The 13,396-nt window shown below is 68.0% G+C and carries 10 protein-coding genes and 1 tRNA gene; 7 read left to right on the forward strand and 4 right to left on the reverse strand.

Annotation, left to right across the window (positions count from 1 at the left end):
* The first annotated feature begins 229 nt into the window (after positions 1–229).
* The 3 genes from BOX37_RS01085 to BOX37_RS01095 are packed head-to-tail and all read left to right on the forward strand — an operon-like array spanning position 230 to position 4,504.
* Positions 230–1,981, forward strand: a complete 1,752-nt coding sequence (locus tag BOX37_RS01085) for an ABC transporter ATP-binding protein (RefSeq protein ID WP_167660025.1) — start codon at positions 230–232, stop codon at positions 1,979–1,981.
* Positions 1,978–3,837, forward strand: coding sequence for an ABC transporter ATP-binding protein (locus BOX37_RS01090; protein WP_084759365.1), 1,860 nt, complete (start codon positions 1,978–1,980; stop codon positions 3,835–3,837). Before BOX37_RS01085 ends, BOX37_RS01090 begins: the two co-directional genes overlap by 4 nt.
* Before the next feature lie 49 nt (positions 3,838–3,886).
* Positions 3,887–4,504 carry a putative glycolipid-binding domain-containing protein gene (locus BOX37_RS01095; protein ID WP_071925815.1) on the forward strand — a complete coding sequence of 206 codons (618 nt, stop codon included), beginning with the start codon at positions 3,887–3,889 and terminating at the stop codon, positions 4,502–4,504.
* Between the two features lie 69 nt (positions 4,505–4,573).
* Here the strand turns inward: BOX37_RS01095 and BOX37_RS01100 are convergent, their stop codons facing one another.
* Positions 4,574–5,521 carry a prephenate dehydrogenase gene (locus BOX37_RS01100; RefSeq protein WP_240505163.1) on the reverse strand — a complete coding sequence of 316 codons (948 nt, stop codon included), beginning with the start codon at positions 5,519–5,521 and terminating at the stop codon, positions 4,574–4,576.
* A 58-nt stretch (positions 5,522–5,579) separates the two neighbouring features.
* Here BOX37_RS01100 and BOX37_RS01105 point away from each other — a divergent pair, with 58 nt between their 5' ends.
* The 3 genes from BOX37_RS01105 (at position 5,580) to BOX37_RS01115 (ending at position 6,717) form a co-directional block, all read left to right on the forward strand.
* Complete coding sequence (locus BOX37_RS01105) at positions 5,580–6,119, forward strand: tRNA adenosine deaminase-associated protein (protein ID WP_071925816.1); 540 nt, start codon at positions 5,580–5,582, stop codon at positions 6,117–6,119.
* Between the two features lie 26 nt (positions 6,120–6,145).
* Complete coding sequence (locus BOX37_RS01110) at positions 6,146–6,580, forward strand: nucleoside deaminase (RefSeq protein WP_071931086.1); 435 nt, start codon at positions 6,146–6,148, stop codon at positions 6,578–6,580.
* A 46-nt stretch (positions 6,581–6,626) separates the two neighbouring features.
* Positions 6,627–6,717: transfer RNA gene (locus BOX37_RS01115), tRNA-Ser, on the forward strand.
* Positions 6,718–6,783: 66 nt separating this feature from the next.
* Here BOX37_RS01115 and BOX37_RS01120 read toward each other — a convergent pair.
* Positions 6,784–7,770, reverse strand: coding sequence for a helix-turn-helix domain-containing protein (locus BOX37_RS01120; protein WP_071925817.1), 987 nt, complete (start codon positions 7,768–7,770; stop codon positions 6,784–6,786).
* Between the two features lie 426 nt (positions 7,771–8,196).
* Here BOX37_RS01120 and BOX37_RS01125 point away from each other — a divergent pair, with 426 nt between their 5' ends.
* Positions 8,197–8,376, forward strand: a complete 180-nt coding sequence (locus BOX37_RS01125; RefSeq protein ID WP_338039836.1) for a hypothetical protein — start codon at positions 8,197–8,199, stop codon at positions 8,374–8,376.
* A 74-nt stretch (positions 8,377–8,450) separates the two neighbouring features.
* On the opposite strand, the gene BOX37_RS01130 is transcribed toward BOX37_RS01125, so the two are convergent.
* Both BOX37_RS01130 and BOX37_RS01135 read right to left on the reverse strand, forming a co-directional pair.
* Positions 8,451–10,736 carry an MMPL family transporter gene (locus BOX37_RS01130; RefSeq protein WP_071925819.1) on the reverse strand — a complete coding sequence of 762 codons (2,286 nt, stop codon included), beginning with the start codon at positions 10,734–10,736 and terminating at the stop codon, positions 8,451–8,453.
* A 176-nt stretch (positions 10,737–10,912) separates the two neighbouring features.
* Entirely contained in the window at positions 10,913–13,207 is a 2,295-nt protein-coding gene (locus BOX37_RS01135; protein WP_071925820.1) for an MMPL family transporter, read from the reverse strand.
* Positions 13,208–13,396 lie beyond the last annotated feature (189 nt).

Consider the following 13,396-nt stretch of genomic DNA (forward strand, 5'->3'; position numbering starts at 1 on the left):
GAAGCCCGCTCCGGGTGGCCGGAAAATCAGTGGCTCGAGGATGGGGTGCGGTGCCACTGTTGTTGAACCGACTTGTCGGACCCCGGTGCGAACATCACTGGGCGTCCGTTCCGGAAACCCACCATCCATCGGGCATCAAGGGGGAGTTTTGTCTGTCACGTCAGATCTGGTGGCCGCCGATACGGAGGCCGACAGATCGGGTCCGCTCGCACCGAAGTCGACCGGGGGAATGCGGTCGCTGCGGCGGTTTCTGCCCTACCTGCGCAAGCATCGGGTGCCGCTGATCGCGGCCAATGTGCTCGCGATTCTCGCCACCGGCACCGCGATCGCCATTCCGCTGGTGATCGCGAGCGTGGTGGACGGGCCGATCGCGCACCGCGACTTCGTCGGCCTGCTCGGGCCGGTTGCGCTGATCCTGCTGCTCGGCTCGCTCGAATCGTTCGGTATGTGGGGCAGACGGTGGCTGGTGTCCAAGCCATCGACGTTGTTCGAGATCGAGATGCGGGCCAAGCTCTTCACCCAGCTGCAGGCACTGTCGATCGGACGGCACGACGGCTGGCAGTCCGGTCAGCTGCTCTCGCGCGCGATCGACGACCTCGCGGTGCTCCGGCGGTTCGTGGCCTTCGCCGGACCGTTCCTCGTCGTGCACAGCGTGGTTCTTCCGGTCGGCCTGTTCGCGCTGTTCGCGATGAACTGGCAGGTGGGGCTGATCTTCACGGTGCTCTCGCTGCCGCTGACGCTGTTCTGCGTGCGATTCGTGCGCCGGTTCGAGGTGGCCTCGCGGCGTTCGCAGGACCAGTCCGGCGATCTGGCGACCATCGCGCAGGAATCCGCGCAGGGTGTGCGGGTGCTCAAGGCGCTCGGTCGCGGCCGATTCTTCGGCGCGCGTTTCACCGCGCTTTCGCGCGAACTGCAACGCACCGAACTGGAGAAGGTGCGCCTCGACGCGACCCTGTGGGCGGCCATGGTGATGCTGCCGACGGTCGCGATCGCGATATCGCTCGGCGTCGGCGGCTACGCGGTCGTCCAGGGCACGATGACGCTGGGCACGATGGTCGCGACCATCACGCTGGCCACGTTCCTCCAGTGGCCGATCATCTGGACCGGTTTCCTGCTGTCGGAACTGTTCGAAGCGCGTACCGCCGCCGACCGGTTCTGGGAGATCATCGACGCCCCGCTCGACATCGCCGACCCGTCGCGGCCGGAGCAACTGCCCGCCGGATTACGCGGCGAACTGGTCATCGACGGGGTCCGCTTCGGCTACCCGCGCGCCGACCACGGCCCGGAACACGTTGTGCTCGAGAATGTCTCGCTGCGGATCCGCCCCGGGGAGACGGTCGCGCTGGTCGGCGCCACCGGCAGCGGCAAGACCGCGTTGCTGGAGCTGATCCCACGGCTCTACGACGTCGACGCGGGCACCATCACCATCGACGGCATCGACATCGCCACCCTGCGCCTGGCCGATCTGCGCCGGGTGGTGACGGTGGCTTTCGAAGAGCCGGTGCTGTTCTCGGCCAGTGTGCGCGAGAACGTGGCACTGGGCGATCCGCGCGCCACCGACGCCGATGTGCGCCAGGCACTCGACATCGCCCAGGCCACCGAGTTCGTCGACGCGCTGCCCTGGGGACTGGACACCAGGATCGGTGAGCAGGGCATGAGTCTGTCCGGCGGGCAGCGCCAGCGGCTCGCGCTGGCCAGGGCGGTGCTCATCAGCGACACCGCCGCCGAACGTGGCCGGATCATGGTGCTCGACGACCCGCTCTCGGCGCTGGACGTGGACACCGAAGAGCGCGTGCAGGATCGGTTGCGCACTGTTCTCGCCGACGCCACCACGCTGCTGGTCGCGCACCGGCCGTCCACCGCGGCGCTGGCCGATCGTGTCGCGCTGCTCGCCGACGGCCGGATCGTCGCCGAGGGCACGCACGAGAGATTGCTGCGCAGCGACAGCCGCTACCGCGAACTGATGGGAGGTGAAGCATGACCACGAGCACGAAAACGCCGGAAACCACTGTGCTGCAGGAGGAATCCGATCTGGCTGCCGATTGGCGCGGTATCGCCAAGGAGGACGACACCGTCACCGGCACCGGAAACCTGGTGTTGGCCGGGCGATCTCGACGTCTGTTGCTCGATCTGGTGCGGCCCTACCGCAAGCAGGCGGTGCTCACCTTCGTGTTGATCCTGCTCGACAACGCGGCCAAGGTGTCGCTGCCGCTGTTCGTGGCCTACGGCCTCGATCACGGCATCAGTCAGGGCCGACAGGGCAATTGGGCGCCGATGGTGCACACGGTCGTCGGCTTCGTCGCGGTGACCGTGTGCTCCGGTGTCACCACCTTCTGCTTCCTGCGGGCCTCCGGGTCGCTGAGTCAGCGGGTGCTGTTCGATCTGCGGGTGCGCGCGTTCCAGCACACGCAGAAGCTGAGCGTGGCGTTCCACGAGAAGTACACCTCGGGCAAGGTCGTCACCCGGCTCACCAGCGATATCGAGGCACTGCAGGAACTGCTCGAAGGTGCGCTGAACGAGGCCTTCGGCGCGATCCTGTCGGTGGTCACCATCGCGATCCTGCTGGTCTGGCTCGACCCGATGCTGGCCTCGATCGTGCTGCTCGGATTCGTGCCGCTGGTGCTGGTCACCCGGTGGGCGCAGCGGCGCCAGCGGGCGGGCTACCGGCGCACCCGCGGCGCGATCGCCCGGGTCGTCGTGCAGTTCGTCGAGGCGATGAGCGGGATGCGCGCGGTGCAGGCGTTCCGCCGCGAAGCGCGCAACCAGGAGGTACTCGGCACCGAGGACGCCGAGTACCAGCGGGCGACGACCACGGCCATCCGCGGCATCGGCGACTACGTCGGCCTGTCCAACTTCATCGGCAAGCTGACCACGGTGATCGTGCTGCTGGTCGGCGCCTGGCAGGTGATGGAGGGCAATCTGGCGATCGGTGTGCTGGCCGCCTACCTGCTCTACCTCGACCAGTTCTACGGCCCGCTCGACGAATTGGCCCAGGTGTTCAACTCCTACCAGTCCGCCGCGGCCGCCCTGGAGAAGATCTCCGGTGTGCTGGAGGAGGAGCCGTCGGTCGCCGAGCCCGCGGACCCGCGCAGCCTCGAGAAGGCCACCGGCGCGGTGCGGATGGACCAGGTCTGGTTCGGCTACCACGACATCTGCGTGCTGCCCGAGTTCGACCTGGACATCCCGGCCGGTCAGGTAGTGGCCCTCGTCGGCGCCACCGGTGCGGGCAAATCGACGCTGGCCAAACTGCTCACCCGGTTCTACGACCCGAGCGGCGGCACGATCACCTTGGACGGGGTGGATCTGCGCCGCCTGGTCGACGCCGAACTACGCAGGCACGTCGTGATGGTGACCCAGGAGGCCTATCTGTTCTCCGGCACCATCGCCGACAACATCCGGCTCGGCAGGCCCGACGCGACCGACGCCGAGGTCGCCGCCGCCGCGCGGGCGGTGGGACTCGACGTGTTCGTCGACCAACTGCCCGACGGGTACGCCACCGACGTGCGCACCCGTGGCGGCAGGCTCTCGGCGGGGCAGCGTCAGCTGGTGGCCTTCGCTCGGGTGTTCCTGGCCGATCCGGCGGTCATCGTGCTGGACGAGGCCACCTCCAGCCTCGACATCCCGGGCGAGCGGCAGGTCCAGCACGCGCTGGAGACGCTGCTGCGCGACCGGACCGCGGTGATCATCGCGCACCGGCTGTCCACCGTCGCCATCGCCGACCGGGTGCTGGTGCTCGACGGCGGCCGGATCGTCGAGGACGGGGCACCGCGGGAGTTGATCGCCGGGCAGGGCCGCTTCGCCGGGCTGCACGCCGCGTGGCGGGATTCGCTGGTCTGATGGCCCCGTGTTGTACAGCGGTGGGGCTGGTGTCGCTTACCGTAGAGAGGTGACGACCCCAGCCCCGGGCCCGGCCGCAGGCCCCACCGAGAACCGACCACCGTCCCGGTGGCCGTCGGTACTCACCTGGCGTGCCCACGACAACACCCGCATGGAATCGGTGCGCGTCACGGTGAACGGCAACCGGATCAGGGCGGCGGGCCGGATGATCGGCAGCGCGGGCGAGGAACACCCGGCGTTCAGCGCCTCCTACGACCTGGTCACCGACGAGGCGGGCGCGACGCGGCGATTGTCGCTGCGTACCACCACCGCCGCCGGTGAACGCCATGCCTCGATCTCTCGCGACGAGGAGAACTACTGGCTCGTCGACGCGGGCGGCACGCACGTGCGCTCCACCTTCGCCGGCGCGCTCGATGTCGACGTGGTGCTCAGTCCGTTCTTCAACACGTTGCCGATCCGCCGGTTCTGTCTGCAGAACGCAGTCGGTGACGTGCAGGTCCCCGTCGTCTACGTGCGCCTGCCGGATCTGCTGGTGCAGGAGGCCGAGCTCACCTACTCGAGCGCGGCCGACGGCATCAATGTGCTCTCGCCGGTCTCCAGCGCCACGCTGACGGTCGATCCGGAAGGATTCGTCCTCGACTACCCGGGGTTGGCCGAACGGGTGTGACGCCGGAACTGCTGACGCGGAGCGGGATTCGCCGTGCGCTGAAGACGACGCGCGACGTCGACCGGGGATTCAGAGGGCGCGGAGCACCCCACCCTGCTGACCGGCTCGATGCAGGTCTGCGAGCCAATCGCCGACGCCAGGGGCGATGCCGGTGATGTCCCACTGGCTGCGGCCCTCGTAGGCGGTGCGCCCGCGGTAACCCGCCTCGACAAGTTCGCCGAGGGTGCCGTCCGCGCGCAGTGCGTCGCGGGCGGCGACCAGCGCGTCGATGGTTTCGTCGAGCACCCGCTCGAGTGCGGTGGCGTTCGGTTCGCAGATCGCGCGCACCAGGTCGGGGGCGGTCCCGGCGACCCGGGTGCCGTCGCGGAACGAGCCGGCCGCCAAACCCAGTGCCAACTCCCCGCCCGCCGCGCCTGCCGCCGCGAGCGCTTCGGCGAGCACATGGGGCAGATGCGAGATCCGTGCGACGGCCCGATCGTGTTCCTCGGCGACCACCGGAACGACCACCGACCCGCAGTCCAGCGCCAGCCGAACGACCCGCAACCACGGCTCGACCCGCGTGCCCTCGTCCACCCCGACCGCCCACACCGCATCGCGGAACAACTCGGGATCGGTTGCCGCCCAGCCGGACTCGGAGGTGCCTGTCATCGGATGCCCGCCGACATAGCCGGCCTGCAAGCCCTGTTCGCGCACTGCGTCGGCGACTGGCACCTTGATGCTGACCACATCGGTCAGCGGGCACCACGGCGCGTGGACGGCGATCTCGGCCAGGAGGCGCCCGACGGCAGGCATCGGCACCGCGAGCACCAGCAGCGCGTCGGCCGCCGCGGCCCGTCGCAGCACCGCGGACAACTCGCCCGAGACATCGAATCCGTCACGACGCGCCGCTTCGATGCCGGACTCGGACCGGTTGTAGCCGAACGCCTCGTACCCGGCCGCGACCGCGGCGCGCAGCAGTGAGCCGCCGATCAGGCCGGTTCCGAGGACACAGACAGCAGCACGTGGGTCGAGGGTCACCGGAACAGATTGGCACACGAGTTCATCATTGCGGGCGGGACAGACTACCGTTTGGTCCATGGCAGCACAGCGCTCGAGCACGAACAGGGCGACGTCGGATGACGACTTCGACGTCGAAGGGTTCGCGGTGGCGGTGGTCCGTGAAGAAGGCACCTGGCGGTGTAGTCCCCTCAGCAACGACGCGCTCGTCGATCTGTCGGTCGCCGAGACCGAGCTGAAGGCATTGCGCAGTTCAGGCGCGGTGTTCGGGCTGCTCGACGTCGATGACGAGTTCTTCATCGTGTTGCGCCCCGCGCCCAGCGGCACCCGCCTGCTCGTCTCCGACGCGACCGCGGCGATCGACTACGACATCGCCGCCGATGTCCTCGACGCGCTCAACGTCGAGATCCCCGACATCGATCCCGACGAACTCGACGACGTCGAACCGTGGGAAGAGGGCGACCTCGGCGTCCTCGCCGACCTCGGCCTCCCCGAACCGGTCCTCAGCGTGATCCTCGCCGAGACCGACCTCTACCCCGACGAGCAGCTCGGCATGATCGCCCAGCGGCTCGGTTTCGCCGACGAATTCGCGGCGGTGCTGGACAAACTGCCCAGGTGACCGACCACACCGTGTCCGATCACGACATGGTGCGCGCCGCGATCGCGGCGGCCGCCGCCGCCGACCCGCGCGATGTGCCGGTCGGCGCCGTCGTCTTCGACGCCGGGGGTCGCGAGCTCGCCCGCGCCGCGAACGCGCGGGAAGCACTCGGCGACCCCACCGCGCACGCCGAGATCCTGGCCCTGCGCCGCGCCGCCGCCGTGCACGGTGACGGCTGGCGGCTCGAAGGCGCGACCCTCGCCGTCACCCTCGAACCCTGCACGATGTGCGCGGGCGCGCTGGTCGCGGCCCGCGTCGGGAAGGTGGTCTTCGGGGCCTGGGAACCCAAGACCGGCGCCGTCGGCTCGCTCTGGGACGTCGTGCGCGACCGCCGCCTCAACCACCGCCCTGAAGTCCGCGGCGGAATCCTCGAGCGCGACTGCGCCGCCCTCCTCGACAGTTTCTTCCGAACCCAGCGCTGACCAGCCGATTTAACGATCCTGGACCCCCTCCGGTATCGTAGGCGGCGGTGGCGTGTCCGAGCGGCCTAAGGAGCACGCCTCGAAAGCGTGTGACGGGTAACCCCCGTCCGAGGGTTCAAATCCCTCCGCCACCGCCAAGAAGCCCTCACCTGTTCGCCCAGGTGGGGGCTTCGTCGTTGGGTGGGCGGTGTGGCCGCCATCGGTCAGATCGGGTGCGGAGATGCCTGAGCTGTGCCCTGTCGGGCGCGGAAGGCGTTGCGGTAGGCGGAGGGGGAGGTTCGCAGGGACTTGGCGAAGTGGTGGCGGAAGGTGACGGGGGTGGCGAAGCCGGCCGCCGTGGCTACTTCTTCGACGGGGGCGTCGCCGGTTTCGAGCATTTCCAGGGCGGCTTGGATGCGTTGGGCGATCAGCCATTTGCTCGGAGTGGTGCCGGTCGAGCGGACGAAATGGCGTAGGTAGGTGCGTGGGGACAGGCCTGCGATGTCGGCAAGGTCGGGGACGCCGATCGGGTCGGCGAGGTGTTCGATGGCCCAGGTGAGGCTGCGGGCGATCGGGGCGTCGAGTGGTTCGGGAGGCATGGGCGACTCGATGTACTGGGCTTGGCCGCCCGCGCGGTGGGGCTGGATGACCAGGCGTCGGGCGACGGCGTTCGCGACGGCGGTACCGAGGTCCTTGCGGACCAGGTGCAGCGCGAGGTCCAGGCCGGCGGCGCAGCCCGCGCTGGTGAGGATGTCGCCCTCGTCGGTGTAGAGCGGTTCGGGGTCGACCTCGATGGCGGGGTAGCGCTCGCGCAGCAGGTCGGCGTAGCGCCAGTGGGTGGTGGCGCGCCGGCCGTCGAGCAGGCCCGCGGCGGCCAGGGCGAACGCGCCGGAGCAGATCGAGACGACCCGGGAGCCCCGGTGATGGGCCAGTTGGAGTGCCTCGATCAGCGCGGGGGAGGTCTCGGCCCGCGGATCGGCGACGCTGGGGACGACGACGGTGTCCGCGGCGGCGAACTCGGCCAGCCCGTGCGGACTGCTCAGCGTCGCCCCGCCGATCACCCGGATCGGCTCGGGTGTCTCGGTGCACACGGTCAGCTCGTACCAGGGCTGATCGATGTCAGGCCAGACCAGACCGAACACCTCGATGACGATGCCCGTCTCGAACGAGGTCATCCCGTCGTACGCCAGAACCGACACTGTCGAAGCCATGTCTGAATCTTAGCGATAGTCGTCACCTACGCCACTTCTTCCGAGCTCGCGAAGCTCGGACGATGAAGTCATGGTGAAGTACTTGAAGGAATTCGCCCTCGGCATCCACGCCGCCAACGCGATCCGTCACGGCAACCGACCACCGGCCCGTGCCAGGCAGCCTCGCCCGAACGGCGCGCGACCGTGTGCCCAAGTGCCACAAGATCATCCAGGGTAGAGGCGTCGCGGTACTTGTCGGCGGCGTGATCAATCCAGGTGAGGGTGCCATTTTGTCGGGTGTTCACTCGGGACGGCACTGGCCGCGGGGCCGGACGTAATAGACTGGGAGTACCGAAATCCGGGAAGGAACGATGTCTTATGCGCGGGCGACAGCCGCCACCCGCGAAGTCCGGGATCGGGCTCGGGGGGAAGCTTCTGGTTCTTGTCGTGCTCGGATGGGTGGCCGTCGGGCTGCTCGCGGCCGGGCAGCGGCAGTACTTCGCGCAATTGCCCCGGGAATGCGCGGATTGGGCGACCATCGCGGTGACGGCGGCGGCGGGGCCGGCCAACTATGTGGGTCTCAATCCGCGGGTCACCCAGTGTCAGGTTCCGCAGCCGAGTCAGTAGGCGCGCGGGCGGTTGCACGCCTCGAACGCGAAGAAGGGGCCATCCGGTCGGACGGCCCCTTCCGCAGGTCGGTGTCAGGGATTCGTGTCGACGGGTGTCTTCTGCGGTTGCAGCTCCCGTAGCCGAGCGCCCTCCACATCGATGTCGGGCACGATCTTGTCCAGCCACTGGGGCATCCACCAGGCCCACTTGCCGAGCAGGACGAGCAGTGCCGGGATCAGCACCATCCGCACGACGAAGGCGTCCAGCGCCACACCGGCGGCGAGCGCGAAGCCCATCGACTTCGCGGTGACATCGGTTTCGAGCAGGAACGAGCCGAACACCGAGATCATGATGATCGCCGCGCAGGTCACCACGCGCGCACCGTGGTGATAGCCCTTCACCACGGCCTCGGTGGGCGTCGCGCCGTGCACGAATTCCTCGCGCATCCGGGTCACCAGGAACACCTGGTAGTCCATGGCGAGGCCGAACACCAAGCCGATCAACATGATCGGGAGGAAACTGACGAGGGGATGTGGGTCCTCGATCAGGCCGAGCTTGCCCTCCTGGAAGATCAGCACCGTCGCGCCGAAGGTCGCCGCCATCGACAGCAGGAAGCCGAGCGCGGCGGTGAGCGGGACCAGGATCGAGCGGAACACCAGGATCAGCAGGATGAACGCGGCACCGGCCACGATCGCCATGTAGGGGACGATCTTGCTCAGCAGCACGTGGTCGATGTCGGCGTAGATGGCGGTGGTGCCGGTGATGCCGTAGGACATGTTGTACTGCTCGTTCAACGCCGCTTCGGCATCGCGCGCCGACTGTACGAGATCCTTGGTGGACTGTGCGTTGGGACCGGACTTGGGGATTCCGTTGAGCAGCGCGCCCGCCCCGTCTTCGCTCATCTGCGGCTCGGTGACCAGATCCATGTCGGGGTAGGAGGCGAGTTGGGCGCGCAAGGCGTCCAACGCCTCCGGACGCTGGTCGGCGGGGGTGTCACTGAGGTCGACGGCCACCTGCAGCACGCCGTTGCTGCCCTCGCCGAAGCCCTCGGTGCGCAGGTCGTAGGCCTGACGGACGGTGCTCGTCTTGGGCATGCTGTCCTCGCCGGGCAGACCGAGATTCAGGTTGAGCGCGGGTGCGGCGAGCAGACCGAGCACCACGATGGCCAGCACCATGGTGATCGCGGGCGCCTTGGCGATCACCCGCGCGACGCGGGTGCCGTTGGTGACGATGCTGTCGTCTTCGGGATCGTGCTGGGCGATCACCGGCAGCTTCGGTCTGAACAGTGACTTTCCGAACGCGCCGAGCAGTGCCGGCATCAGCGTGATGGCGGTGAGCACGGCGAACGCGGCCGCGACGGCGCCACCCAGACCCATGAACGTCAGGAATCTGACCCCGACGATGCTCAGGCCGACCAGCGCGATGATGACGGTGAGTCCGGCGAAGACGACCGCCGAGCCCGCCGTACCCAGCGCGGTGCCCGCGGCTTCCTCGGCCGAGTCCTGCACGGCGAGTTCGTGTTTGTACCGGGAGACGATGAACAGCGCGTAGTCGATCGAGAGCGCGATGCCGATCATCGAGGCGAGGAACGTGGTGAAGCTGGGCACCGAGAGCGCCGAGGTGGACAGGAAGATCAGTGAGGTCGCCGCGCCGAGGCCGACGATCGCGGTGATGATCGGGACGAACGCGGCCACGATCGCGCCGAACGCCACGACCATCACCACCAGGGCGACGGCCATACCGATCAGCTCGGACTTGCCGCTGGGCATCTCCTGTTCCATCGCGATGGTGCCGCTGATCTCCACGGTCAGCCCACCTTCGCGCGCGGCCTCGCCCACGGCGTAGGCGGCTTCGCGATCCTCGGCGGTGATGTCGGCGAAATCGGTGATGGTGAACGGGACGCTGAAGAAGGCGACGGTCTCGGGCGCCTCGGTGTTGAGCACGTTCAGCGGCGCGCCGCTGCACGTCGAGGGATCGGGTTGCTCGGTGAGACAACCCATTTCCTCGGTGGCGGTGATCGGATCGATGATCGGTTCGGAGTGGTCGACGATGTCGAGCCCGTCGAGCCGCTCGATGATCCCGGTGATCGCTGCCCGGTTGGCCGGATCGGTGAGCTTCTGCCCGGCGGGTGCCCCGATGACATAGGTGCCGGTGACAGCGTCGAAGGCGAAGGCCTCCGACATGCCGGGGAAATGTTCGTCGAGGATCTCGGTGGCCCGTTCCGACGGCAGGTTCGGCATGCTGAAGTCGTCGGTCATCGGCTTCTGCAGCTGGGCGCCGAGACCGCCGAGCAGCAAGAACAACAGCAACCAGGCGGGTAGCACGATCCATTTGCGGCGAAAGGCCAGCTTGCCCCACCGGTACAGATAGACGGACACGGAATTCTCCTCGCGGTGATCGGTGCAGAGCGCGGATCGGGAGGTGGAGCCGGTCGAGCTAGCCCCGAGTCTGCTGCCCGGTCGGTGCGATATCAAGCACCCGCTCACGCCAGTGGCGAAACAACACGACCCCGCAATCCGGTGACGGATTGCGGGGTCGTTGGCGTCGACGCAGGTCAGCCGACCGGAACCGGCTGCTTCTCGATATCGACCTTCTCGGCGCGCAGCTGCTCGAGCTTGGCGCCCTCGACGTCGATGTCGGGCAGGATGCGGTCGAGCCACTTCGGCATCCACCACGACCACTTGCCCATGATCACCAGCAGGGCGGGCACGATCACCATGCGGACGATGAACGCGTCGATCGCGACACCGACGGCCAGTGCGAAACCGAACGACTTCGCGGTGACATCGGATTCCATGATGAACGAACCGAACACCGAGATCATGATGATCGCCGCCGCGGTGACCACGCGGGCACCATGGTGGTAACCGGCCACCATCGCTTCCTTGGGCGACTTGCCCTGCACGAATTCCTCGCGCATGCGGGTCACCAAAAACACCTGGTAGTCCATGGCGAGACCGAACACCAAGCCGATCAACATGATCGGCATGAAGCTGACCAGCGGTTGCGGATCCTCGATCAGACCGAACGCGCCCTCCTGGAAGATCAGCACGGTCGCGCCGAAGGTCGCGGCCATGGAGAGCAGGAAGCCGAGCGCGGCGGTGAGCGGGACCAGGATCGAGCGGAACACCAGGATCAGCAGGATGAACGCGGCACCGGCCACGATCGCCAGGTACGGCAGGATCTTGCTCAGCAGCACGTGGTCGACATCGGCGTAGATGGCGGTGGTGCCGGTGATGCCGTACTGCATGCCGTACTGCGCGTTCAGTTCGTCTTCGGCGCCGCGCGCTTCCGCGACCAGGTCTTTGGTGTCCTGGTTGTTCGGGCCGGACTTCGGGACGCCGTTGAGCATGACGCCCTGCTTGTTCTCGCTCCACTGCGGCTCGGTGACGTAGTCCATGCCGTCGTAGGACTCGAGCTTGTCGCGCAGCGCGCCGACGGCGGCTTCGCGCTCGCCCTCGGGCACTCCGCTGAGGTCGGCCGCGACCATGAGCACGCCGTTGCTGCCCTCACCGAAGCCCTCGGTGCGCAGGTCGTAGGCCTTACGGATGGTCGAGGTGGTCGGCATGCTGTCTTCACCCGGCAGACCGAGGTTCAGATTGATCGCCGGGGCGGCGAGCGCGGCGAGCGCGCCGATGGCGATGACCAGCGCGATCCACGGGCCCTTGCCGATCAGGCGGCCGAAACGCTGACCGAGGGTGACCGAGTTGTCGTCCTCGGGGTCGTGCTGGGCGACCAGCGGCAACTTCGGCTTGAACAGCGACTTGCCGAAGGCGCCCATCAGGGCGGGCATCAGGGTGACGGCGGTGAGCACGGCGAACCCGGCCGCGATGGCGCCACCGAGACCCATGAAGGTCAAGAACTCCACGCCGACGATGCCGAGCGCGCCGAGCGCGATGATGACGGTCAGACCGGCGAACACCACGGCCGAACCGGCGGTGCCGAGCGCGGTGCCCGCGGCTTCCTCGGGCGAGTCCTGCACGGCGAGTTCGTGTTTGTACCGGGAGACGATGAACAGCGCGTAGTCGATCGAGAGCGCGATGCCGATCATCGAGGCGAGGAAGGTGGTGAAGGCGGGGACTTCGATCACCGAGGTGCCGAGCAGAATCAGCGAGGTCGCCGCGCCGAGGCCGACGATGGCGGTGACGATGGGCACGACCGCGGCGACGAGGGCGCCGAAGGCCACGACCATCACGATCAGCGCGACACCCATGCCGATGATCTCGGACTTGCCGCTCGGCTGTTCCTGCTTCATCGCGATCGAGCCGCTGAGCTCGACGGTCAGGCCCGCGTTGCGGGCTTCGGCGCCGACGTCGAAGGCGGCGTCACGATCGGCGTCGGTCACATCGGTGACATTGGGGATGGTGAACGGCACGGTGAGCACGCCGACGGTGTCGGGCGCGGTCTCGTTCAGCACGTTGAGCGGGGCACCGGAGCAGGTCGACGGGTCAGGGGCCTCGAGGCAACCCATCGCGTCGGTCATCTCCACCGGGCTGGTCAGCGGCTTGTCGTGATCGACGATGTCGAGACCGTCGAGCTTGGCGATGAACGCGTCGATCGCGGCGCGATTGGCCGGATCGGTGAGCTTCTGGCCTTCGGGGGCGCCGATCACGTAGGTGCCCGCCACGGCGTCGAACTCGAACTGTTCGGACATGCCGGGGAAGTGCTTGTCGAGGATCTCGTTGGCGCGGGCCGAGGGCAGCTCGGGCATGCTGAAGTCGTTGCTCATCGGCTTGCTGAGAGAGAAGCCGACGGAGCCGAGCAGCACGAACAACAGTAGCCAGACCGGCAACACGATCCATTTACGGCGGAAAGCGAACTTTCCCCATCGGTACAGGTATACGGACACGAGGGTGCTCCTAGCGCGAAGAACTCGGGTGGGATCAGGCTCGTAGACAGCACACGCGGGCCGCCGCTGACGGTCCCGCCTCCACATCGTCGTTTTCTGCCTACCGTGCGGTAGGTAGACTACCGAGACGGTAAGTGGAGGGGCAACCTCGATATCGGCGGTCCCGGATGAGTCACACCGAATGATGGG

Origin of the sequence: Nocardia mangyaensis, assembly GCF_001886715.1 — a bacterium.
Classification (GTDB): domain Bacteria; phylum Actinomycetota; class Actinomycetes; order Mycobacteriales; family Mycobacteriaceae; genus Nocardia; species Nocardia mangyaensis.

What these genes read in the sequence shown, in the direction of transcription:
- BOX37_RS01120 (WP_071925817.1), bottom strand. Translation starts at nt 7,770, where the DNA reads ATGGCTTCGACAGTGTCGGTTCTGGCGTACGACGGGATGACCTCGTTC.
- BOX37_RS01085 (WP_167660025.1), top strand. Translation starts at nt 230, where the DNA reads ATGCGGTCGCTGCGGCGGTTTCTGCCCTACCTGCGCAAGCATCGGGTG.
- BOX37_RS01105 (WP_071925816.1), top strand. Translation starts at nt 5,580, where the DNA reads ATGGCAGCACAGCGCTCGAGCACGAACAGGGCGACGTCGGATGACGAC.
- BOX37_RS01110 (WP_071931086.1), top strand. Translation starts at nt 6,146, where the DNA reads ATGGTGCGCGCCGCGATCGCGGCGGCCGCCGCCGCCGACCCGCGCGAT.
- BOX37_RS01090 (WP_084759365.1), top strand. Translation starts at nt 1,978, where the DNA reads ATGACCACGAGCACGAAAACGCCGGAAACCACTGTGCTGCAGGAGGAA.